23 protein-coding genes, 1 tRNA gene and 1 rRNA gene are annotated in these 21,565 nt (G+C 71.4%); 21 read left to right on the top strand and 4 right to left on the bottom strand.

Features of this window, described 5'->3' with window-relative positions:
• Positions 1 to 100: ribosomal RNA gene (gene rrf / locus HCT63_RS06365) — 5S ribosomal RNA — on the top strand; the annotation flags it as partial.
• Between the two features lie 101 nt (positions 101 to 201).
• On the opposite strand, the gene HCT63_RS06370 is transcribed toward rrf, so the two are convergent.
• On the bottom strand, positions 202 to 1,302 hold the full coding sequence (locus tag HCT63_RS06370) for a DUF1015 family protein (protein WP_167002426.1): 1,101 nt from the start codon (positions 1,300 to 1,302) through the stop codon (positions 202 to 204).
• Positions 1,303 to 1,346: 44 nt separating this feature from the next.
• Here HCT63_RS06370 and HCT63_RS06375 point away from each other — a divergent pair, with 44 nt between their 5' ends.
• The 19 genes from HCT63_RS06375 to der all read left to right on the top strand — a co-directional run bounded on the left by HCT63_RS06375 (position 1,347) and on the right by der (position 19,728).
• The gene (locus HCT63_RS06375) at positions 1,347 to 2,444 is read left to right on the top strand and encodes an HAD-IIA family hydrolase (protein WP_167002429.1); all 1,098 of its coding nucleotides are present in this window, start codon (positions 1,347 to 1,349) and stop codon (positions 2,442 to 2,444) included.
• A gap of 28 nt (positions 2,445 to 2,472) precedes the next feature.
• Positions 2,473 to 2,703 carry a hypothetical protein gene (locus HCT63_RS06380; RefSeq protein WP_167002431.1) on the top strand — a complete coding sequence of 77 codons (231 nt, stop codon included), beginning with the start codon at positions 2,473 to 2,475 and terminating at the stop codon, positions 2,701 to 2,703.
• Positions 2,700 to 3,533, top strand: coding sequence for a TlyA family RNA methyltransferase (locus HCT63_RS06385; protein ID WP_167002433.1), 834 nt, complete (start codon positions 2,700 to 2,702; stop codon positions 3,531 to 3,533). Before HCT63_RS06380 ends, HCT63_RS06385 begins: the two co-directional genes overlap by 4 nt.
• On the top strand, positions 3,530 to 4,474 hold the full coding sequence (locus HCT63_RS06390) for an NAD kinase (protein WP_167002435.1): 945 nt from the start codon (positions 3,530 to 3,532) through the stop codon (positions 4,472 to 4,474). Before HCT63_RS06385 ends, HCT63_RS06390 begins: the two co-directional genes overlap by 4 nt.
• 3 nt (positions 4,475 to 4,477) lie before the next feature.
• Positions 4,478 to 6,181, top strand: coding sequence for a DNA repair protein RecN (gene recN, locus HCT63_RS06395; RefSeq protein WP_167002437.1), 1,704 nt, complete (start codon positions 4,478 to 4,480; stop codon positions 6,179 to 6,181).
• A 60-nt stretch (positions 6,182 to 6,241) separates the two neighbouring features.
• A complete protein-coding gene (gene steA / locus HCT63_RS06400) occupies positions 6,242 to 7,417 on the top strand; it encodes a putative cytokinetic ring protein SteA (protein WP_167002439.1) in 1,176 nt (391 codons plus the stop codon).
• Positions 7,417 to 8,310, top strand: a complete 894-nt coding sequence (locus HCT63_RS06405; protein WP_167002441.1) for a copper transporter — start codon at positions 7,417 to 7,419, stop codon at positions 8,308 to 8,310. Before steA ends, HCT63_RS06405 begins: the two co-directional genes overlap by 1 nt.
• A gap of 157 nt (positions 8,311 to 8,467) precedes the next feature.
• Positions 8,468 to 10,192, top strand: a complete 1,725-nt coding sequence (locus tag HCT63_RS06410; protein WP_167002443.1) for a CTP synthase — start codon at positions 8,468 to 8,470, stop codon at positions 10,190 to 10,192.
• Entirely contained in the window at positions 10,189 to 10,842 is a 654-nt protein-coding gene (locus HCT63_RS06415; protein WP_208322313.1) for an NUDIX hydrolase, read from the top strand. Before HCT63_RS06410 ends, HCT63_RS06415 begins: the two co-directional genes overlap by 4 nt.
• Positions 10,843 to 10,884: 42 nt before the next feature.
• Positions 10,885 to 11,997, top strand: coding sequence for an alanine dehydrogenase (gene ald / locus HCT63_RS06420; RefSeq protein WP_167002445.1), 1,113 nt, complete (start codon positions 10,885 to 10,887; stop codon positions 11,995 to 11,997).
• A complete protein-coding gene (gene xerD / locus HCT63_RS06425; RefSeq protein ID WP_167002447.1) occupies positions 11,998 to 12,936 on the top strand; it encodes a site-specific tyrosine recombinase XerD in 939 nt (312 codons plus the stop codon). It begins immediately after the preceding gene.
• Between the two features lie 180 nt (positions 12,937 to 13,116).
• Complete coding sequence (locus tag HCT63_RS06430) at positions 13,117 to 14,004, top strand: ParA family protein (RefSeq protein WP_167002449.1); 888 nt, start codon at positions 13,117 to 13,119, stop codon at positions 14,002 to 14,004.
• Positions 13,989 to 14,327 carry a hypothetical protein gene (locus HCT63_RS06435; protein ID WP_167002451.1) on the top strand — a complete coding sequence of 113 codons (339 nt, stop codon included), beginning with the start codon at positions 13,989 to 13,991 and terminating at the stop codon, positions 14,325 to 14,327. Before HCT63_RS06430 ends, HCT63_RS06435 begins: the two co-directional genes overlap by 16 nt.
• Entirely contained in the window at positions 14,324 to 15,181 is an 858-nt protein-coding gene (locus HCT63_RS06440) for a segregation/condensation protein A (RefSeq protein ID WP_167002453.1), read from the top strand. The genes HCT63_RS06435 and HCT63_RS06440 overlap by 4 nt, the downstream gene beginning before the upstream one ends.
• On the top strand, positions 15,168 to 15,821 hold the full coding sequence (gene scpB, locus HCT63_RS06445) for an SMC-Scp complex subunit ScpB (RefSeq protein ID WP_167002455.1): 654 nt from the start codon (positions 15,168 to 15,170) through the stop codon (positions 15,819 to 15,821). The genes HCT63_RS06440 and scpB overlap by 14 nt, the downstream gene beginning before the upstream one ends.
• Positions 15,818 to 16,555 carry a pseudouridine synthase gene (locus HCT63_RS06450; protein WP_167002457.1) on the top strand — a complete coding sequence of 246 codons (738 nt, stop codon included), beginning with the start codon at positions 15,818 to 15,820 and terminating at the stop codon, positions 16,553 to 16,555. Before scpB ends, HCT63_RS06450 begins: the two co-directional genes overlap by 4 nt.
• Positions 16,552 to 17,634 (top strand): prephenate dehydrogenase, encoded by a 1,083-nt coding sequence (locus HCT63_RS06455; protein ID WP_167002459.1) that lies wholly within the window; start codon positions 16,552 to 16,554, stop codon positions 17,632 to 17,634. Before HCT63_RS06450 ends, HCT63_RS06455 begins: the two co-directional genes overlap by 4 nt.
• A 55-nt stretch (positions 17,635 to 17,689) precedes the next feature.
• Positions 17,690 to 18,382, top strand: a complete 693-nt coding sequence (cmk, locus tag HCT63_RS06460) for a (d)CMP kinase (protein WP_167002461.1) — start codon at positions 17,690 to 17,692, stop codon at positions 18,380 to 18,382.
• Positions 18,379 to 19,728: a ribosome biogenesis GTPase Der gene (gene der, locus HCT63_RS06465; RefSeq protein ID WP_167002463.1), complete on the top strand. Its 1,350-nt coding sequence runs from the start codon at positions 18,379 to 18,381 to the stop codon at positions 19,726 to 19,728. Before cmk ends, der begins: the two co-directional genes overlap by 4 nt.
• Before the next feature lie 74 nt (positions 19,729 to 19,802).
• Here der and HCT63_RS06470 read toward each other — a convergent pair whose 3' ends face one another.
• From HCT63_RS06470 to HCT63_RS20670, 3 genes are all read right to left on the bottom strand, one after another.
• Entirely contained in the window at positions 19,803 to 20,423 is a 621-nt protein-coding gene (locus tag HCT63_RS06470; protein ID WP_167002465.1) for an alpha/beta fold hydrolase, read from the bottom strand.
• 84 nt (positions 20,424 to 20,507) lie between these two features.
• The gene (locus HCT63_RS20665; protein WP_347877937.1) at positions 20,508 to 20,972 is read right to left on the bottom strand and encodes an SDR family oxidoreductase; all 465 of its coding nucleotides are present in this window, start codon (positions 20,970 to 20,972) and stop codon (positions 20,508 to 20,510) included.
• Positions 20,965 to 21,222 carry an SDR family NAD(P)-dependent oxidoreductase gene (locus HCT63_RS20670; protein WP_220471296.1) on the bottom strand — a complete coding sequence of 86 codons (258 nt, stop codon included), beginning with the start codon at positions 21,220 to 21,222 and terminating at the stop codon, positions 20,965 to 20,967. The genes HCT63_RS20665 and HCT63_RS20670 overlap by 8 nt, the downstream gene beginning before the upstream one ends.
• A 204-nt stretch (positions 21,223 to 21,426) precedes the next feature.
• Between HCT63_RS20670 and HCT63_RS06480 the strand changes: the two genes are divergently transcribed.
• Positions 21,427 to 21,500 (top strand) — tRNA-Pro (locus HCT63_RS06480).
• Positions 21,501 to 21,565 lie beyond the last annotated feature (65 nt).

A 21,565-nucleotide genomic window follows, 5' to 3' on the forward strand; every position in this document is an offset into this window, starting at 1 on the left:
AGGGGAAACACCCGGCAACATTCCGAACCCGGAAGTTAAGCCCTTCAGCGCCGATGGTACTGCACGGGAGACTGTGTGGGAGAGTAGGACGCCGCCGGACAATATTTAGGCCGTAGGCCGTCACCAATGGTGACGGCCTACGGTCATTTTTGCGTTCCCTCCCGGCATCTTTCGCGGGTCCCGCAGAAGACGAGCTGGTGCTCAGTCCCAGCGGCGCATGACCATGCCCACGCGGGGCTTCGGGCGGAACCACGAGGACTTGTGGGGGAGCAGCCGCCCCGACGTCGCGGCGCGGGTGACCGTGGCGAGCGTCGGGGTGGCGAGAAGCAGAGCGACACCGCCGGCCTCCTCAGCTGCTCTGGCGGCGCCACGGAGGTCCGGGTCATAAGCGACCGCGTCGGACTCGAGACCGTGGTGCGGCGTGAAGACGTCCTCGACCCAGCGCGGCGCGCACTCGTACGCATCCACGCCGAGGAAACGACGACCGTCCGTCAGGACGCATCGCGACTCTCCGACGGAGACGAATCCCTCGGCCGCATCGGCGTCTGCGAGCTCGACGACGGGCAGCGGGAGTCCCTTGAGCGCCTCGTCGAGATCCATGTCGGAGACGACCCGGTGGATCGGTCCGACGCTCACCGACGGCCGGTCGAGGACGAGGGTGAGCGCGAAGCGCCCTGCACGCTCGGGCGACGTCCGCCAGGCCGCGTACCGGTGGTGGCCGTCAGCGATCACGAGCGACTGCTCAGCGAGGCGCGCGGCGAGCGCGGCGGTGATCGAGGGGTCGGAGACCGCCCAGACCTCGTCGCTGCGCCCGGGGGCGTGCGCCGTGTGGTCGGCGGGACGGGACACCACCGTGTCGAGCAGCGGCGCGACCGGCGCGTCGGTCGTGTACGCCGTGATCGGCTCCCACTGGGCGCGGGTCGCCTCCGCGAGGCGCGCCTGCCGGATCGCGTACGCGGCGATTACGTCCTCGTGGGGACGCAGCCGTCCGGACTCGAGGTCGACCAGTGCCATGACCCCAAGCGCCTCGCGGCCGTCCTCGACGGTGCGGGAGGCGTAGATCGCCGGCTCGGGATCTTCGCCGAGGACTCCGTCGGCGAGCCAAGCCTCCGCCGTCCTCGCTGCTGTCTGGGGGTCGTTGTCGCGGAAGGCGGGTTCGAGAAGTCGGAGAACGTGGTGCGCGGGCAGCTCCGCCGGGAGGTGGGACCAGCTGACGCCGGGCACATAGGTGCGGGACGAGACGACCTCGTCGCCGCCCCGGAAACCCACAGCCCTGAAAGGGCGGATCACGCCGTTGTCCACCGGTGCATCGTAGGCCAGTGCTGCGGGGCCTACGCTGGTCGGCGATGTCTGACCACACGAATCCCCCTGATCCTCGCCGACGCGCCGTCCACACCCTGGTGGCGTGCGACACCGCGCTGCGCGAGGCGTACGACGTGGCGATGCTCGACCTCGACGGGGTCGTCTACCGCGGCGAGGACGCCGTCGACCATGCTGCTGACGCGCTCGCCGAGGCCGCGGATGCCGGGATGCGGCTGGCGTACGTGACGAACAACGCCTCTCGTACGCCGTCCGACGTCGTCGCGAAGCTGCGCGGACTCGCGATGCCGACGGACGACGACAGCGTCGTGACGTCGGCTCAGGCAGCCGGGCGACTGGTCGCCGACGCCGTTCCTCGAGGCTCTCGGGTGCTGGTGGTCGGAGGGGCGGGGCTCGTCGAGGCTCTCCAGGAGCACGGTCTCGTACCGGTGAGCAGCGCCGAGGACGCGCCGGCAGCCGTCGTCCAGGGGTTCTCACCCGAGCTCGACTGGGCGCAGCTCGCCGAGGGGGCGTATGCGGCGGCGAGCGGCATCCCCTGGATCGTCAGCAACATGGACGGGTCGATCCCGACCGCGCGCGGTATGGCGCCCGGCAACGGGACGCTCGTCGCCGCCGTCGCGACGGCCTCGGGCCGCGTCCCGGAGGTCGCCGGCAAGCCGTACGCGCCGCTCTTCGACGAGACCGTCCTTCGTGTCGGGGGCGAGCACCCGCTCGTGGTCGGCGACCGGCTCGACACCGACATCGAGGGCGCCAACAACGTCGGCGGCGACAGCCTCCTCGTCTTCACCGGCGTGTGCGACCTCGACACAGTCGTCGCGGCCACGGCGTACGCGCGGCCGACGTTCCTCGCACCCGACCTCCGTGGGCTGGCACTGCTTCAGCGCGCCGTCACGGTCGACGGTCTCGAGGCGGCGCGGTGCGGAGGCTCCGCTGTCCTGTGGCACGAGGGTCGTCTCGTCGTCGACGGCTCCGCCGCGCCGGAGGATGCACAGGCCGCCGTCGACCTCCTTCGAGCGGCGGTGGCCCTGGCATGGCACCACCGAGACGAGGTCGGGGGCGAGACGTTCGACCGACTCGACGTCTCCGACGTGCGTGACGCGCTCGGTCAGTGGGGAGTGCGATGATCGACAGGCCGACACGAAGGAGCACGCGATGACCGAAGGCGGAGCCGCAGACCACGACGAGCCTGCACGCGACCCACGGGTCGACGCCGTGCTGAGCGACCTCGAGCGGCTGGCCGACCTGCCCGTCGAGTCGCACCTCGAGGTGTACGAGGCGGTCCACGCCAAGCTGCGTGAGGTGCTGCAGACCGCGGGCCAGGCCCCCGGTCCTCGCCCGCCGACGCCGCCTGGCCCCACGCCCCCACGGCCCGAGGCCCCGTGAGCAGGCGCCTGCGCCTCGATGCCGAGCTCGTCCGCCGCGGACTTGCCCGGTCGCGCGAGCAGGCCAGCGACCTGATCGCGCAGGGGCGCGTGTCCGTGGCAGGCGCACGGGCGGGCAAGGCGGCGACCCAGGTGACCACGGACCAGGCGATCGTGGTCCGCGACGCGCAGAGCGACCCCGGCTATGCGTCTCGTGGGGCGTACAAGCTCCTCGGGGCCCTCGAGGCCTTCGAGCCGCTCGGCCTGACGGTCGAGGGTCGTCGGTGCCTCGATGCGGGCGCGTCCACCGGCGGGTTCACCGACGTCCTGCTGCGGCGTGGCGTACGCGAGGTCGTCGCGGTCGACGTCGGCTACGGCCAGCTCGTGTGGGCGCTTCAGCAGGATCCTCGCGTCGACGTCCACGACCGGACGAATGTCCGTGACCTCGAGCCCGAGGCGCTCGGCGGTCTCGTCGATCTCATCGTGTCCGACCTGTCCTTCATCTCGTTGACGCTCGTGATGCCTGCCCTCGCCCGCGTCTGCGTGGACGACGGCGACATGGTGCTGATGGTCAAGCCGCAGTTCGAGGTGGGAAAGGATCGCGTCGGCAAGAAGGGCGTGGTGCGTGACCCGGATCTTCACGTCGACGCCGTCCTCGGGGTCTGCGCTGCCGCTGCGGCGACGGGCTGGGGGACCCGCGCGGTGGCGGCGAGCCCGTTGCCCGGCCCGACCGGCAACGTCGAGTACTTTGGGTGGTTCCGGCGCGACGCCGCTGCAGTCACCGAGGACGAGGTGCGCGCTGCGGTGGACGCGGGACCGCTGGGCCGGCCGAGTGGAGGGGAGCAGCGATGAGCACCGAATCCTCGATGCCCGGCACGCGACGCGTGCTGATCCTCGCCCACACGGGGCGCGAAGAGGCCAACAAGGTCGCCGCGGAGTTCGCTCAGGCGATGGTCGCCGAGGGGATCGCCGTCAGGGTCGTCAACGAGGACGCCGCGGCGCTGGAGCGCTGGGGGCTTCCGGACGCCGAGGTCGTGCCCGTGACGGTCGACGCCGGGCGTGACTGCGAGCTGGCCGTGGTCTTCGGCGGCGACGGGACGATCCTGCGGGCGGCCGAGCTCGTCCGCGAGTGCGGCACGCCGCTCGTCGGGGTCAACCTCGGCCACGTGGGGTTCCTCGCCGAGGCGGACGTCGACGACCTCGACTACACGGTGCGACGCGTCGTGGCCCGTGACTACACGGTCGAAGAGCGGATGACCGTCGACGCGCGGGTCTTCGTCGACGATCGCGAGGTTGCGCGCAGCTGGGCGCTCAACGAGGCCACCGTCGAGAAGGCCTCCCGCGAGCGGATGCTCGAGGTCATCGTCGCGATCGACGACCGCCCCGTCTCTCGCTGGGGCTGCGACGGCGTCGTCTGTGCGACCCCGACAGGCTCCACGGCCTACAACTTCAGCGCCGGCGGCCCGGTCGTCTGGCCCGAGGTCGAGGCGCTGCTGATGGTCCCCATCAGCGCCCACGCCCTCTTCGCCCGCCCGATGGTCGTCTCTCCGACGTCGCTCCTGGCGATCCAGGTGATCCCCGAGGCGCCGGCGTCCGGGGTGCTCTGGTGCGACGGCAGGCGGACGTACGAGCTGCCGCCGGGCGCCCGTGTCGAGGTCAGGCAGGGTGAGAAGTCCATCCGGCTCGCCCGGCTGCACCAGGCCCCCTTCACCGACCGGCTCGTCCGCAAGTTCGACCTGCCCGTCAGCGGCTGGCGAGGCGCTGCGGCCCTTCGGCGCACCGAGGAGGCATAGCCCGTGTGGCAGGAGATCCGACTGTCCTCGCTCGGCGTCATCGCCGAGGCTGAGCTGTCCTTGGGCCCCGGCCTCACCGTGATCACCGGCGAGACCGGTGCCGGCAAGACGATGGTCGTGACGGCGTTGGGCCTGCTGAGAGGTGCCCGTGCCGACGCGGGGCTCGTCCGCCACGGCGCCGACCGGCTCCGTGTCGAGGCGACCGTCGACGTCGGTGGTCTCGCGCCGGTCCTCGCGGTGCTCGCCGAGACGCCCGCCGAGCTGGAGGGCGACGAGCTCGTGGTGGCCCGCACCATCGGCCGCGACGGGCGGTCACGGGCCTACCTCGGGGGTTCTTCGGTTCCGGCCGGCGTGCTCGCGCGGGTCAGCGAGCAGCTCGTCGCCGTGCACGGCCAGTCGGACCAGCACCGTCTGCTCCGTACGGGCGCGCAGCGCGAGGCGCTGGACCGGTTCGGCGATGTCGCGGCGATGCTCGAGGAGTACGCGCCGGCGTACGCGCGGCTGCAAGAGGCCCGGCGTACGCACGAGGAGCTCGTCGCTGCCAGCCAGGAGCGGCTGCGCGAGCTCGACGTCCTCCTGTTCGGTCTGGACGAGATCGCCGGGGTGGCGCCGGAGGAGGGCGAGGACGAGGCCCTGCGCATCGAGGAGGGTCGCCTTGCGCACGCGGAGTCTCTGGTGGTGGCCGCCGCACAGGCGCACACGCTGCTGTCGGAGGTCGACGACGACGCCGACGTCCTCGACCTGCTCGGCCGGGCCGGTGCGCTCCTCGACGGGGTCCGTGAGCACGACCCGGCACTCGACGTCCAGGCACGTCGCCTGGAGGAGGTGCGCTTCACGGTCAGCGACGTCGCGGCCGAGCTCGCGTCGTACTCCGACGGTGTCGAGGTCGACCCGGCCCGCCTCGCTGCGGTCTCGGAGCGGCGAGCGGCGCTGGCGGGGCTGACCCGCAAGTACGGTCCGGGGCTGGACGACGTGCTGCGGTGGGCCGAGGACGCGCGGGAGCGGACCAAGGCGCTCCGGGGCGACGACGAGCGGATCGCGGCGCTGCGCGACGAGGTCGTCGCGCTCGAGGGCGAGCTCCTCGCCCGGGCCGCCGAGATCAGCAAGCGGCGCCGCGACGCCGCGGGACGGCTCGCCGCCGCGGTTGGTTCTGAGCTGGAGGCGCTCGCGATGCCGCACGCGCGGATCGCGGTGGAGGTCCTTACCCCCGAGACCCCTGAGCCGTCCGACCTGGGCCCGGACGGTGTCGACGACGTCGAGCTGCTGCTGGCGGCCAACGCTGGCGCCGCGCCTCGACCCCTCGCCAAGGGGGCCAGCGGCGGCGAGCTCTCGCGGGTGATGCTCGCCCTCGAGGTCGTGCTCGCCGACAAGGCGAGCGTCCCCACGTTCGTCTTCGACGAGGTCGACGCCGGCATCGGTGGCAAGGCGGCGATCGAGGTCGGACGGCGGCTGGCCCGACTCGCCGCTAACGCCCAGGTCCTCGTCGTCACGCACCTCCCGCAGGTCGCGGCGTTCGGCGACCGGCACTACCACGTGCTGAAGTCCGACGACGGCACCGTGACCACCAGCGGGGTCGCGCTCCTCGATGACGACGAGCGGGTGGCCGAGCTCTCGCGGATGCTGGCCGGGCTCGAGGGCTCTGCGACCGCTGAGGCGCACGCTCGCGAGCTCGTCGACCTCGCCGCCGAGGACCGCGCGTTGCGCTGAGCGGGGTCGGAACACGCCCGGGGCGCGTCCTGCAGGGTTCGTGGAGCCCGCGGTGGCAGCATGACGACAGTGAGCCTGCTGAACCTTCGCCGGACGGCCCCTGACACCGAGCTCGACGTCACGGGGCCCGCACGCCTCGTGCGCAGCGCACGTGACGTGCGTCGCGTTCGCGTCGGCGACGTCGCCGTCGTCGACCTGCCGGACCTCGACCGTACGACCGCCGAGGCACTGCGTTCGCGTGGTGCCGTCGCCGTGGTCAACGTCGTGCCGACGAGCACCGGCCGCTACCCGAACCTCGGGCCTCAGGTCCTGGTCGGTGCGGGGGTGCCGCTGCTCGATGCCGTCGGCACCGATCTGTTCACACGCGTCAAGGACGGCGACAAGGTCGGTCTCGACGGCGCCACGCTCGTACGGGGAGAGGACGTCCTCGCCGAGGGCACGCTGCTCGACGACGAGCTCGTTGAGCAGATGCTGAGCCGAGGCCGTACGGGGATGTCCGTCCAGCTCGAGACGCTGGCGGCCAACAGCGGCGAGTACTTGCGTCGCGAGCACGCCCTCCTGCTCGAGGGCGTCGGTGTCCCCGAGCTCGCAACGTCCCTGGATGGCCGCGAGGTCGTCGTCGTGCTTCCCGGCCCGCAGGCGGCGAGCGAACTCAAGACGATGAAGCGCTACCTCAAGGAACGCAAACCGGTGCTGATCGGTGTCGACTCCGGCGCGGATGCCCTGGTCACCGCGGGCTACGACCCTGCGGTCGTGGTCGGCGACATGTCGCAGATGAGCGACCGTACGCTGCGCGTCGCGGGAGAGGTCGTCGTGACCGAGTCCCGCCGCCACCTCGAGACCGAGGAGCGCCTGGAGCGCCTCCAGCGGACGGCGGTGGAGTTCCCCGGCACGAGCGGCTCGGAGGAGGCAGCGCTGCTGCTGTCCGACGCGCGCGGTGCGCGGGTGGTCGTGACGGTGGGCGGCTTCGGCAGCCTCGACGAGTTCCTCGACTCCGCGCGCTCCGGCGGCGCGACGCGCTATCTCACCCGGCTGCGCCTGGGCGCGAAGCTCGTCGACGCGCGGGCGATGGTCGGGCTGCACCGGCCGCGGTTCACGCTCTTCCAGGTGCTCCTCGTCCTCTTCGTCGCCATGGTCGCGCTGGGCGCGGCGCTCGCGACGACAGCAGTCGGGGCGGAGTGGTTCGAATCAGCCCGCGACCAGATCACCTCCACCGTTCAGGAGATCCGAGGCTGATGCCGATCCGCTCGCTCGTCGTCGTCGGCGCCTCCCTCGTCATCGCTCTGGCCGGCGGCATCGCCCTCGGAACCGGTGTGCTCGCCGGCGCGGAGCCGGAGCCTGCTGCGGCGGATCGTCCCGCACCGAGGGCGACTCCTGAGGACACCGCCGCTCGCAAGGTCGCCGATGCATACCGCGGGTCGCTCGGCACCACGCCCGTCGCCGGCCGTCTCACCGGCAAGTCCGTCGTCGTCGTCACCCTCCCCGGCGTGCCGAAGAGCTCGGTCGACGCCGTGGGCACGGCGCTCCGTGCGGCCGGCGGCTCGGTCGTGGGGACGGTGGCGCTGACCGACCGCCTCCTCGACCCGGCCGACCGGCAGTTCGCCAGCGGCATCGCCCAGCAGGCGCTGAAGGGCGTCCCTGACACCGAGGCCAAGGGGCTGGCCAACTACGAGCTGGTCGCCACTGCGCTCGGTCGAGGCCTGTCGGCGACGCAGACGTCGCCCCCTGACGCGCATGCCCAGACCATCGTGTCGGCGTTCGTTGAGGGCGACCTGCTCGTCTCCGACCCCATGCCGACCCACCGCGCGCAGCTCGCCGTGATCGTGGCCGGATCGAGCGAGGCCTTCTCGTCGGGCCGCGGCGAGCTGCTCACGACGCTCGCCGCCGGGCTGGACACGGCCGGGACAGGCACGCTCGTCGCCGGACCGGTCGGGTCTGGTGTCCGCGGGGGAGCGGTCGAGGCCGTACGAGACGGCGTCGCCGCCGACTCCGTCTCCACCGTCGACATCGTGGGCGTCCCGTTCGGGGACGTGGCGACGGTCCTCGCCCTGCAGCGCGAGGCCGCCGGCACCGTCGGCCACTTCGGCACCGCCGGCGCCGACGGTGGCCCGCTCCCGCCGGCCGCGTGACCGTACGACCGGGTGCGCCGCAGGTCACAGCGGCGCGTCGTCGTGCGCGTGGCTTCCCTCGGCGCTGGCGGGAGTTGGTAGGGTGGAATTCCGTGAGCGTGTGCACTGGTCGGGCTGCTTCCTCCAGAGGTGCAGTCGTCAGGCGCGCAGCGTTCCAATGACCGCCCACACGATCACGGGAGTTCTCTTGGCAAACTCGGTGCCCACCAAGCACGTCTTCGTCACCGGCGGCGTAGCTTCTTCCCTGGGCAAGGGGCTCACGGCCTCCAGTCTCGGCCGGCTGCTCAAGTCCCGCGGCATGCGGGTCACGATGCAGAAGCTCGACCCCTACCTCAACGTGGACCCGGGCACGATGAACCCGTTCCAGCACGGCGAGGTGTTCGTCACCAACGACGGCGCGGAGACCGACCTCGACATCGGTCACTACGAGCGCTTCCTCGACGAGGACCTCGTCGGTCGCGCCAACGTGACCACGGGCCAGGTCTATTCCGAGGTCATCGCGCGCGAGCGGCGCGGCGACTACCTCGGCGACACGGTCCAGGTGATCCCGCACATCACCAACGAGATCAAGGACCGCATGCTCTCGATGGGCGGTCCGCACGTCGACGTCGTGATCCACGAGATCGGCGGCACGGTCGGCGACATCGAGTCGCAGCCGTTCCTCGAGTCCGCACGGCAGGTCCGCCACGAGATCGGACGCGACAACTGCTTCTTCCTCCACGTCTCGCTCGTGCCGTACATCGGTCCGTCGGGTGAGCTCAAGACCAAGCCGACCCAGCACTCGGTCGCCGCGCTGCGCTCCATCGGCATCCAGCCCGATGCGATCGTCTGCCGCTCCGACCGTGAGATCCCGGCCAACGTCAAGCGCAAGATCTCGCTGATGTGCGACGTCGACGCCGAAGCGGTCGTCACGGCGGCCGACGCGCCGTCGATCTACGACATCCCCAAGGTGCTGCACGCCGAGGGCCTCGACGCGTACGTCGTCCGGCGCCTCGACCTGCCGTTCCGTGACGTCGACTGGACCCAGTGGGACCAGCTGCTGCGCCGCGTCCACGAGCCCGAGGAGGAGGTCACGGTCGCGCTCGTCGGCAAGTACGTCGACCTCCCGGACGCCTACCTGTCGGTCGTTGAGGCGCTGCGTGCAGGTGGCTTCCAGCACGAGGCAAAGGTCCGCGTGAAGTGGGTGCCGTCAGACGAGTGCAGCACTCCGGCCGGCGCCCAGCAGTGGCTCGGCGACGTCGACGCGATCTGCGTGCCCGGCGGCTTCGGCATCCGCGGCATCGAGGGCAAGCTCGGCGCGCTGACCTGGGCACGCGAGCACAAGGTTCCGACGCTGGGTCTGTGTCTCGGCCTGCAGTGCATGGTCATCGAGTACGCCCGCCAGCGCGCCGGCATCCCTGATGCGAGCTCGACCGAGTTCGACCCGGCGACCGATCAACCGGTCATCGCCACGATGGCGGAGCAGGAGGCCTTCGTCGAGGGCGCCGGCGACCTCGGCGGCACGATGCGCCTCGGTCTGTACGCGGCGCGGCTGACGCCAGGCTCGGTGGTCTCCGAGGCGTACGCGGCGACCGAGGTCTCTGAGCGGCACCGGCACCGCTACGAGGTCAACAACGGCTACCGCGACGCGCTCGAGAAGGCCGGTCTGCAGTTCTCCGGTGTCTCGCCCGACAACCACCTCGTCGAGTTCGTCGAGCTGCCGCGCGAGGAGCATCCGTACTACGTCGGCACTCAGGCCCACCCCGAGCTGCGGTCGCGCCCGACCCGTCCGCACCCGTTGTTCGCGGGGCTCGTCGCGGCGGCGATCGACCGCCAGCGCGAGATGCGGCTGCCCGTCGACGAGTCGGGGCTGCGGCGCCGTCCGGCCGAGACCCACGCGTGAGCACGGCGGCAGCGGGCCCGGGCAGGGCCCCTCACCCGGACCTGCCCGGCCTCCTGCTGAGTGCGGGCGAGCGGCTCGGCGACCGTGCCGAGTCGTGGCCGGTCCGCGCGAGCGAGACCCCGTTCGCGTCGTCGTTCGTGGACGTGGTCCTCGACGAGGTCGAGACGCCCGAGGGTGGTGCCGTCCACCGCACCACGGTGCGCCACGACGACGCCGTCGGCATCGTCGTGACGGACGACCAGGGGCGGGTGCTGCTCCTTGAGCAGTACCGCCATCCCGTACGCCACCGCCTGGTCGAGCTCCCGGCGGGCCTGCTCGACGTGGCGGGCGAGGCGCCGCGTGAGGCAGCGGTCCGTGAACTCGCCGAGGAGACCGACCTGGTCGCCTCGTCGTGGGAGCCGCTGGTGACGCTGCGCTCGTCGCCGGGCTTCACCGACGAACGCGTCGAGGTCTTCTGGGCGCGCGGGCTGGAGGCGGTCTCGGACGACGCCCGTACGGAACGGCTCGACGAAGAGGCCGACATGACGGCAGTGTGGGTTCGGCTGGAGGACGCGGTCGCGGCCGTGCTCGACGGCCGGATCACCAACGCGCTCGCGGTCGCCGGCCTCCTCGCGTGCCACGCGAGGGCACACAGGGGTGCCGACGCCTAGGATCGGCTGTGTCATGACGGGCGGCCCGGGGAGGAGAGCACGATGAAGGTCGGTGTCCCACGCGAGGTCAAGGTCCACGAGTACCGCGTCGCGATCACCCCCGCCGGGGTGCGCGAGCTGCGGGAGGCCGGGCACGAGGTGCTGATCGAGGCCGGTGCGGGGGAAGGCTCGTCGATCCCCGACGACGAGTACGTCCGTGCCGGGGCCGACATCCTGCCCGGTGCCGACGACGTCTGGGCAGCCGCCGACCTGGTGCTCAAGGTCAAGGAGCCGATCCCCGAGGAGTACGCACGGCTGCGACGTGACCAGGTGCTCTTCACCTACCTCCACCTCGCCGCGTCGCGTGAGTGCGCCGACGCGCTGGTGGAGTCGGGCACGACCGCGATCGCGTACGAGACCGTGCAGACCGCCGACGGCGCGCTGCCGCTGCTGGCGCCGATGAGCGAGGTCGCCGGCAAGCTCTCGGCGCAGGTCGGCGCGTACCACCTCCTGGCGCCGGAGGGTCGCGGTGTGCTCATGGGCGGTGTGCCCGGGGTGCACCCCGCCGACGTGGTCGTCCTCGGCGGCGGCGTCTCCGGACGCAACGCGGCCGCTGTCGCTCTCGGGATGGGCGCGCGGGTCTCGCTGCTCGACATCAATGTGGCACGCCTGCGCCAGCTCGACATCGAGTTCGGTGGTCGTATGCAGACCGTGGCGTCCAACCGCTACCAGGTCGAGGGCGCGATCGCCGACGCCGACCTCGTCATCGGGGCCGTGCTGGTGCCCGGAGCCAAGGCCCCCTGTCTGGTCACCCACGAGATGGTCGCCGCGATGCGCCCGGGCAGCGTGCTCGTCGACATCGCGATCGACCAAGGCGGCTGCTTCGAAGACTCGCGTCCCACCACGCACGTCGAGCCGACGTTCGTGGTCGAGCAGTCGGTGTTCTACTGCGTGGCCAACATGCCCGGCGCCGTCCCGCACACCTCCACGTACGCGCTCACCAACGTGACCCTCCCGTACGTGCTCGCGCTGGCGGACGCCGGCTGGCGCGACGCGCTGCGGGCCGATCCCGCCCTCCGTGCCGGACTGAACGTGCACGACGGGCGGGTCACCAACGAAGGCGTCGCCGAGGCGCACGGTCTGGCGTACGTGACACCGGACGAGGTCGTGGCCTAGGTGGCCGACGACGACCGGACCCCCGTCGGTCGACTCGTCGAGGAGTACCTCAGCCACCTCGCGATCGAGCGCGGCCTCGCGGCCAACACGCTGACGTCGTACCGGCGTGACCTGCGCCGTTACGTCGCCTACCTCGACGCCCGCGGCATCGAGGGCGTCGACGAGATCGCGGAGGTAGATGTCACCGAGTTCCTCGTGCACCTGCGCGAGGGCGACGAGGATCATGTGCCGCTGTCCGCCCCGAGCGCGGCGCGGACGCTCGTCGCGGCGCGCGGGTTCCACAAGTTCGCCGTGCGCGAGGGCACCGTCGGACGGGACGTGGCCGCCGAGGTCAAGCCGCCCACACCGCCACGCCGGCTGCCCAAGGCACTCGCTGTCGAGGAGGTCGAGGCGATCCTCGACGCGGCGGGATCGGCGGGTACGGGGCTCGCGGCCCGTGACCGCGCGCTGCTCGAGCTGCTGTACGGCACGGGGGCGCGGATCTCGGAGGCCGTCGGGCTCGACGTCGACGACCTGGACCTGGAGTCCGCTCAGGTGCTACTGCGCGGCAAGGGCGGCAAGCAGCGCGTCGTGCCGGTGGGACGGTTCGCCGTCGACGCGGTTCGGTCGTACCTCGTTGACGTGCGGCCGAGCCTGGTGAGCGCCCGCGAGAACGGAGGAGCGATGTTCCTCAACTCGCGCGGTGGACGGTTGTCGCGGCAGAGCGCGTGGACGGTGCTGGCCAAGGCGGCTCAGCGGGCCGGGATCGCGGTCGACGTGTCGCCCCACACCCTGCGCCACTCGTTCGCGACGCACCTGCTCGACGGTGGCGCCGACGTCCGCGTGGTGCAGGAGCTGCTCGGGCACGCGTCGGTGACGACCACCCAGGTCTACACGCTGGTCACGATCGACAAGCTCCGCGAGGTGTACGCGACGGCCCACCCGCGCGCCCTCGCGTGACCTCCCGCCCCGCGTGACCTCCGCCCCGCGATTTGACGGGTTATCCACCGAATCGGGTGCAGCAAAGGGTGGGAAACCCGTCAAATTGCGGGGCGTACGCCGACACTCCGCGCGGCGTGGCGGAGGAGACTTGTCGACTTGCTAGAGTCCAAACAGCCATCTTCATGGGATCGAGTGCGCATGAACCACACCAGTGATCTGCTCGGCGACCTCGGACCGTCGACCAGCGCCAAGAACGGGCCGACCGGCCGCCCCCTACCTGACTTCCCCCAGCCGGGCCCCCCGAGCGGAGGTCCCGCCTATGTCATCGCCCTGTGCAACCAGAAGGGCGGAGTCGGCAAGACCACCACGGCGATCAACCTCGGTGCCGCGCTGGCCGAGACGGGCCGGCGCGTGCTGTTGGTCGACTTCGACCCTCAGGCGTCGATGACGGTCGGGCTGGGCTTCCCCGCGCACGATCTCGACGCGACGGTCTACCACCTGCTGATGCACGACGACGTCGAGGTGTCCGACGTCCTCCTCAAGACCCGTACGGCCAACCTGCACCTGCTGCCGTCCAGCATCGACCTGTCCGGCGCCGAGATGCACCTGGTCCACGAGGTCGGGCGCGAGCAGACCCTCGCGCGGATGCTGCGCCCGGTGCTCAACGACTACGACGTCATCCTCATCGACTGCCAGCCGTCGCTCGGCCTGCTCGCCGTGAACGCGTTGACCGCCTGCGACGGCGTCCTGATCCCGTTGGAGTGCGAATACTTCGCCCTGCGCGGGGTCGCCCTGCTCAAGGAGACCATCGAGAAGGTGCGCCAGCGGACCAACTTCGATCTCGAGATCATCGGTCTGCTCGGCACGATGTACGACAGCCGCACCCTGCACAGCCGTGAGGTGCTCCAGACGCTCGTGGACGGGTGGGGCGACAAGGTCTTCCACACCGTGATCCGGCGTACGGTGAAGTTCTCCGATGCCACGGTCGCGGGCGAGCCGATCACCGAGTTCGCCTCCGACTCTCCGGGTGCCGATGCCTATCGTCAGCTTGCGCGGGAGGTGCTCGTCCGGTGCCCCGGCGTGTGAAGCTGCCTGGCGCCGACGAGCTCTTCCGACCGACCACCGCTGAGGCCGCGTCGGAGGCTGCTCCCGCGGCCGACGCGTCGACCGACGACGGTGCCTCCTCGGGACGCTCGAGCGGACGGGTGAAGCACGACAGCAAGGTCACGGTCTACATGACCTCGGACGAGCTGCTCGACCTCGAGCACACGCGCCTCGAGCTGCGCCGCGACCTCGGCCAGACCCTCGACCGGGGCCGGCTGATCCGCGTCGCCCTCGCGATGGCGCTGGCCGACTACGACGAGAACGGCGCCGACAGCGAGCTCGCCCGACGACTCGGGGCCACGTGAGCGGACCCGAGGTCGGCGAGCAGGCGAGCTCGACAGGGTTCGTCGTCCACCTCGACGCGTACGAGGGGCCGTTCGACCTGCTCCTGCAGCTGATCGCGAAGCACAAGCTCGACATCACCGAGATCGCACTGTCCAAGGTGACCGTCGAGTTCATCGCGCACCTGAAGGCGATGGGTCCGGACGGCGACCTGGAGCAGACTACGGAGTTCCTGCTGGTCGCGTCGACGCTGCTCGACCTGAAGGCCGCGCGGCTGCTGCCGCAGGCAGACGTCGAGGACGAGGACGACCTGGCGCTCCTGGAGGCGCGTGACCTGCTGTTCGCGCGCCTACTGCAGTACCGCGCGTTCAAGCTGGTCGCCGCACGGATGCGCGAACGGCTCGAGGAGGAGTCGAAGCGGTTCCCCCGCGACGTGGCGTTGGAGGAGCGGTTCGCGACGCTGCTGCCCGAGGTGCTCATCAGCGTCGGTCCGGAGGAGCTGGCCATGCTCGCCGCGAAGGCGATGCAGCCCAAGGTGCCGCCGCTCGTGTCGCTCGCGCATCTGCACGCCCCGCAGGTCAGCGTGCGGGACCAGGCCGTCGTGGTGGTCGAGCGGCTGCGCCGCGGGACGTCGCTGACGTTCCGGACGCTGGTCGCGGACGCCCCGGACATGCTCACGAAGGTGGCGCGCTTCCTTTCGCTGCTCGAGCTGTTCCGTGAGGGGGTCGTCGCGTTCGACCAGGTGACCCCGTTGGGGGAGCTGACGATCCGCTGGACGGGATCCGAGGACGGTGAGGTCGAGGTCAGCACGGAGTTCGACGAAGACGACGAGGCGGCCAAGGAGGCCGCAGGTGAGGATGGCGATGGACGAGACTGACGCGACGGAGCCGAGTGGCGCGGAGGCGCCCGCGTACCCGCTGCGCCCTGCGCTGGAGGCGGTCCTCATGGTGGCCGACCAGCCGCTCGACCACCTCACGCTCGCCTCGGCAGTGGGGCACCCGCCCGCCGATGTCGAGACCGCGCTCGTCGAGCTCGCACGGTCCTACGACGACGAGGAGCGCGGGTTCGCGCTGCGGCAGGTCGCCGGCGGCTGGCGGTTCTCCACCCGCGACACGTATGCCGGCGCGGTGGAGCGGTTCGTCCTGGACGGGCAGCAGGCACGGCTCACCCAGGCGGCGCTGGAGACGATGGCCGTGGTGGCCTACCGCCAGCCGATCTCGAGGGCGCGCGTGTCGGCGATCCGCGGCGTCAACGTCGACGGCGTCATGCGCACGCTCGTGACCCGTGGTCTGGTCGCGGAGGCCGGCGCCGACAATGAGACAGGGGCGGTCTTGTACGCGACCACCCCGTACTTCTTGGAGCGGATGGGGCTGGGCAGCCTCGACGAGCTGCCCGACCTGGCGCCGTTCCTGCCGGAGATGGAGGAGATGGGCGACCCGGAGGGTCTCGGAGCGCCGGTGGAGGGGTCTGGACAGGCTCGACCGGCGGACGTACAAGGAACAGAGGAGGACGCGTGAGCGAGTTGCCCGAAGGCATCCGTCTGCAGAAGGTGCTGGCCCAGGCAGGGGTCGGTTCGCGGCGTGCCTGCGAGATCCTCATGGAGCGCGGCCGGGTGTCGGTCAACGGCGAGGTCGTCACCCAGATGGGGCGCCGGGTCGACCCCCGTACGGACGTGATCCACGTCGACGGCAAGCGCATCCCGCCCGCGTCGGACCACGTCTATCTGGTCCTCAACAAGCCCCGCGGCGTCGTCTCGACGATGAGCGACGAGCAGGGCCGCCCGGACCTGTCCTCGTACGCGGCCGACCGTCCTGAGCGGCTCTTCCACGTCGGCCGGCTCGACACCGACACCAGCGGGCTGCTGCTGCTCACCAACGACGGCGAGTTCGCCAACCGGATGGCGCACCCGTCGTTCGAGATCACCAAGACCTACGTCGCCGAGGTGGAGGGCCAGGTCGCCCGTGGCCTCGGCCGCACGCTGCGCGACGGCATCACGCTCGACGACGGGCCTGTCCAGGTGGACCGCTTCGTCGTGAAGCAGATGGCAGCCGACCGCAGCATCGTCGAGCTCGACATCCACCTCGGCCGCAACCGGATCGTCCGCAGGATGCTCGACGCCGTCGGCCACCCCGTCGTCCGGCTGACCCGTACCGGTTTCGGGGGCATCCACCTGGGCGGCATGAAGCCGGGCGACCTCCGAGAGCTCACGTCGGACGAGCTCGGGGTCCTGTTGGATAGCGTGGGGCTGTGAGTGCCGACGCCCAGCCCCGTACGATCGACGGCCCCGCCCTCGTGGTGGGGTGCGGGCTCGTCGGCACCTCCGTCGCCCTCGCGCTGACGCGTGCTGGCGTGCCGGTGCACCTGCGCGACCTCCAGCACGACCACGCCCGTACGGCCCAGATGCTCGGCGCCGGCACCGTGGACGAGCCGGAGTCCGTGGCCCTCGTCGTCGTCGCCGTGCCGCCGGACTTCGTCGCCGAGGTCGTCGCGGACGCCTTGGCGGAGTGGCCCGCAGCGGTGGTCACCGATGTCGGGAGCGTCAAGCTCCCGCCCCTCGAGGCGCTCGCGTCGGCCGGTACGGAGGGGCTGGAGCGCTACGTCGGGAGCCATCCGATGGCCGGCAGTGAGCGCTCGGGACCGACTGCGGCCTCAGAGACGCTGTTCGAGGGCCGGGCGTGGGCCGTGACCCCGCACGCGGCTGCGTCGGAGGTGGCCCTCGAACGCGTCCGTGATCTCGCACACGTCGTGGGCGCCACGCTGGTCGAGATGCCGCCGGACGAGCACGACCTCGCCGTCGCGCGGGTCTCGCACCTGCCCCAGGTGATGTCCGTCCTCACCGCGTCGCGTCTGCACGGTGGCCCGGCCGACCACCTCGCCCTCGCCGGGCAGGGCCTGCGTGACGTCACCCGGATCGCGGCCAGCGACCCCGTGCTCTGGCGCCAGATCCTGCACGCCAACAGGCTCCCGCTGGCCGAGCTGCTGCGCGGCGTGCGCGACGACCTCGACGAGCTGCTGGACGGCATCGAGCGGGGCCACGTGATCGAGGACGTGCTCGGCCGGGGAGTCGCGGGGACCCGCCTGATTCCGGGCAAGCACGGCGAGGAGCTCACCCCTGCGCTGACCTCTGTGTTCGTCCAGGTGCCCGATCAGCCGGGCGAGTTGGGGCGCCTCTTCCGTGATACGGGAGAATCGGGAGTGAACATCGAAGACCTGCGTATCGACCACGACCTCGGCCGCCCGGTGGGCGTCGCCGAGATCGCGGTGCGCTCCGAGCGTGCCGAGGAGCTCACCGTCGCGCTCACCGAGCGCGGATGGACCACGCACCTATGACGAACAGCTCGATGAGAACAGCTCAACGAGTACCCCTGTGAGAAAGGTTGGCCCCGTGCCCCCAGCAGTCATCGCCCTCGACGGCCCTTCCGGATCGGGCAAGTCGAGCACGGCGCGAGGCGTCGCGACGCGCCTCGGCCTGGCGTACCTGGACACCGGGGCGATGTACCGCGCCATGACCTGGGCGGTGCTCGAGCGGGGCGTCGACGTCGAGGACCCGGTGGCCGTCGCCGCCGCCGCGGCCGACGTCGACATTCTCTCCGGCACCGACCCCCAGGCGCCGACGATCGCGGCCGACGGCGTGGACGTGTCCGGGCCGATCCGCACCCAGCGGGTCACCGACGCGGTCAGCCACGTGAGCCGCGTGCCCGAGGTGCGCCAGCGGCTCGTCGCCCTCCAGCGCGAGACCATCGCTGCGTCGGGCGGGATCGTCCTCGAGGGCCGCGACATCGGGACCGTCGTCGCCCCGGATGCGCCGCTCAAGCTCTACCTCGTGGCCGACACCGCCGCGCGCGCCGCCCGCCGTGCGGCGGAGCAAGGACAGTCGGAGGCCGCGCACGTCGAGGCCACCGCCGCTTCGTTGCAGCGACGCGACGCGATCGACTCCTCGCGTACGACGTCGCCTCTGGCCAAGGCCGACGACGCGATCGAGCTCGACACGACCCATCTGACTCTCGACGAGGTGATCGACGAGGTCGTTCGTCTCGCGGCGAAGGCCGTACCCGATCTCGGAGGAACCACTTCATGACCGAAACTGCCACCGAAGGGGGCGCGCTGCGCGTCCCCGTGCTTGCCGTCGTGGGCCGACCCAACGTCGGCAAGTCGACGCTGGTGAACCGTATCCTCGGCCGCCGCGAGGCCGTCGTGCAGGACGTGCCGGGCGTCACCCGTGACCGTGTCTCGTACGACGCCGAGTGGAGCGGCCGCGAGTTCACCGTCGTCGACACCGGCGGCTGGGACCCGGACGCGAAGGGCCTGGCCGAGCGCATCGCCGCTCAGGCCGAGGTTGCCGTGGCCGCCGCCGACGCGGTGCTGTTCGTCGTCGACGCGACGGTCGGCATCACCGACGCCGACGAGGAGGTCGTGAAGGTCCTGCGGCGTTCGGGTAAGCCCGTCATCCTGGTCGCCAACAAGGTCGACGACGAGCGCGGCGAGCTGGAGGCCGCGGGTCTGTGGAACCTCGGCCTGGGCGAGCCGTTCCCGGTCTCCGCGCTGCACGGGCGCGGAGCGGGCGACCTGCTCGACATCATCCTCGACGTGCTTCCGGAGGCGCCGCAGGAGACTGACGACGAGGACGAGGGCCCGCACCGCATCGCGCTCGTCGGCAAGCCCAACGCGGGCAAGTCGAGCCTCCTCAACAAGCTCGCCGGGTCGGAGCGCGTCGTCGTCGACAGCGTCGCCGGCACGACCGTCGATCCCGTCGACGAGCTCGTCGAGCTCGGGGGAGAGGTGTGGCGGTTCATCGACACCGCCGGCATCCGCAAGCGCGTCAAGGAGGCGTCGGGCCACGAGTACTACGCGAGCCTCCGTACGACCACCGCGATCGAGCGCGCCGAGGTCGCCGTCGTCGTCCTCGACTCCAGCGAGTCGATCTCCGAGCAGGACCTGCGGATCATCCGTCAGGTCGAGGAGGCCGGGCGCGCGCTAGTCATCGCGTTCAACAAGTGGGACCTCGTCGACGACGAGCGTCGCTACTATCTGGACCGCGAGATCACCCGCGAGCTCGTCCAGGTCCAGTGGGCGCCGCGCGTCAACATCACGGCGCTGACCGGCTGGCACGTGGACCGGGTCGTCCGGGCGCTCAACACGGCGCTCGACGGCTGGTACACCCGTGTGCCGACCGGCCTGCTCAACGCGTTCCTCGGTCGCCTGGTCGCCGAGCACCCGCACCCCGTCCGCAGCGGCAAGCAGCCCAAGGTGATGTTCGGGACGCAGGCGAGTGTGGCTCCGCCGACGTTCGTCCTGTTCACGTCGGGCAAGCTCGAGGACCAGTACCTGCGGTTCATCGAGCGCCGCCTGCGCGAGGAGTACGGGTTCGAGGGCTCGCCGATCCACCTGACGCAGCGCGTGCGCGAGAAGCGCAAGCGCCGCTGACGTACATCCCGACCGAAGGACCCGACGTCGCACCCCTGATTGAGGGGTGCGACGTCGGGTCTTCTTGTCGGGTCCTACGTCTGCGCGAGGAACGGGACGACGGCGTCGAGCCAGGCCTGCGGCGCCGCGCGGTGGATCAGATGGCCGACCGGGATCGTGACGCGCCGCGCGTCGGGGACGCGGTTCACGAGCTCGTCGATCGTCTCGTCGGGGACGGGGCTGTCCGGGCCGCCGGCGAGGACGAGCGTCGGCGCGGCGATGAGCGCAAGGTCGTCGCGCCAGGTCGGGTCGGGGGAGTCGAGCTGACGCCGTACCGACAGGACCATGTCCCAGTCGAAGAGCAGCGGGCCCGGCGGGCGGTCGGGCGACTGCGGCACGCGAGGGCGGAGCGCGCCCACGTCCTCCAGCACGAGGCGTCGTATGCGGTCGGGCTGTGCCGCCGCGACGTGACAGGCCACCGCACCCCCGAGGGAGTGGCCGACGAGGTCGAGCTCGTCGAGGCCGAGATCGTCGAGCGTCCGGATGACGTCGTCGCGCATGCGGGCGAACGTGTATGGAGGTTCCCACGCGGCCTGGCCGTGACCGCGCAGGTCGAGGGCGTGGACGTCGTGGTCTTGTGCCAGTGTCGGCGCGATCTCCGTCCAGTCGTCACGTGTCTCGCCGAGGGCGGGCAGGAGGACGACCGGTGTGCGCATGCCGTGACCGTACGACGTCGAACGCCACGAGCGGAACCGTCGGGGAGGCGATTCCGCTCGTGGCGGACTGGAGGCTCCCGCGGGTCAGCGGGCGGTGAAGCCGCCGTCGATCACCAGCTCGGCGCCGGTCACGAAGGACGCGTCGTCGCTGGCGAGGAACAGGATCCCCGCGGCGATCTCCTCCGGCTGACCGACGCGCTGCATCGGTGCCGCCGCGGCGAGCATCGTACGGTCGGTGTCACCGAGGATCGGCGTCTCGATGAACCTGGGGTGGATCGAGTTCACGCGAACGCCCTCGGTCGCCCAGCCGAGCGCGGTGTTCTTCGTGAGGGTTCGGACCGCGCCCTTGGCGGCGGCGTACGCAGGGCCCGTCCCGAACTCGCCCGAGATGCCGAAGATCGAGCTGGTGTTGACGACGGCGCCGTGGCCGGAGGCCTTGAGCGCGGAGGCGGCAGCCTTCGTCCCGAGGAAGACGCTCGTATCGGTCACCGCGCCGACTCTCCGCCACGTGTCGTACGAGGTCTCCTCGATCGGATCGGAGTCACCGATGCCCCGCGGCCTCGGTCCACTCGTCTTCGTTGGTGACGTCGAGGTGCAGCGCGCGGGCGGCGCCTCCGGCTGCCTCGATCTGGGCGATGACCTCTTTGGCGAGGTCGTCCTGGACGTCGGCGACGACGGCGGTGCCGCCCTCGCTGGCGAGCCGGATCGCGGTGGCGCGACCGATGCCGCTCGCGCCGCCGGTGATGAGGGCGACGCGTGCCGGCGCCGTACGACAGGGCGACGGTCGCGGTCGCGTCACGCTACGTCGCGTACGGGACGGGGGGGGCGATCGAGGCCTGGCTCGAAGGGCCGGAGCCGCGGAGCGTGGACGCGTTCGCCGAGCGCTATCGGCTGCTGCTGCCGGCGTGGTGGCCCCTGGCCTGAGCGGCCCTGGCCGGTGTCGGGAACGGCAACTGTGGCTGCTAGGGTTGCTTCGCAGGTTCGGAGCGGTTGCTCTGGGTCTCGGGCTGTGGCGCAGCTTGGTAGCGCACTTGACTGGGGGTCAAGGGGTCGCAGGTTCAAATCCTGTCAGCCCGACAGAAATCGATGTCCCGGGACGCCGTTTGATCGGTGTCCCGGGACATTCCTGTCTGACGTCGCCG

Origin of the sequence: Mumia sp. ZJ430, assembly GCF_011751845.1 — a bacterium.
Classification (GTDB): Bacteria; Actinomycetota; Actinomycetes; order Propionibacteriales; family Nocardioidaceae; genus Mumia.

Bases quoted from the DNA above. Each gene is read 5' to 3' on its own strand.
- der (WP_167002463.1), top strand. From the start codon at position 18,379: ATGACCGAAACTGCCACCGAAGGGGGCGCGCTGCGCGTCCCCGTGCTT.
- ald (WP_167002445.1), top strand. From the start codon at position 10,885: ATGAAGGTCGGTGTCCCACGCGAGGTCAAGGTCCACGAGTACCGCGTC.
- HCT63_RS06470 (WP_167002465.1), bottom strand. From the start codon at position 20,423: ATGCGCACACCGGTCGTCCTCCTGCCCGCCCTCGGCGAGACACGTGAC.
- HCT63_RS06430 (WP_167002449.1), top strand. From the start codon at position 13,117: ATGAACCACACCAGTGATCTGCTCGGCGACCTCGGACCGTCGACCAGC.
- scpB (WP_167002455.1), top strand. From the start codon at position 15,168: ATGGACGAGACTGACGCGACGGAGCCGAGTGGCGCGGAGGCGCCCGCG.
- HCT63_RS06410 (WP_167002443.1), top strand. From the start codon at position 8,468: ATGACCGCCCACACGATCACGGGAGTTCTCTTGGCAAACTCGGTGCCC.
- HCT63_RS06390 (WP_167002435.1), top strand. From the start codon at position 3,530: ATGAGCACCGAATCCTCGATGCCCGGCACGCGACGCGTGCTGATCCTC.
- steA (WP_167002439.1), top strand. From the start codon at position 6,242: ATGACGACAGTGAGCCTGCTGAACCTTCGCCGGACGGCCCCTGACACC.
- HCT63_RS06375 (WP_167002429.1), top strand. From the start codon at position 1,347: ATGTCTGACCACACGAATCCCCCTGATCCTCGCCGACGCGCCGTCCAC.
- HCT63_RS06380 (WP_167002431.1), top strand. From the start codon at position 2,473: ATGACCGAAGGCGGAGCCGCAGACCACGACGAGCCTGCACGCGACCCA.
- HCT63_RS06405 (WP_167002441.1), top strand. From the start codon at position 7,417: ATGCCGATCCGCTCGCTCGTCGTCGTCGGCGCCTCCCTCGTCATCGCT.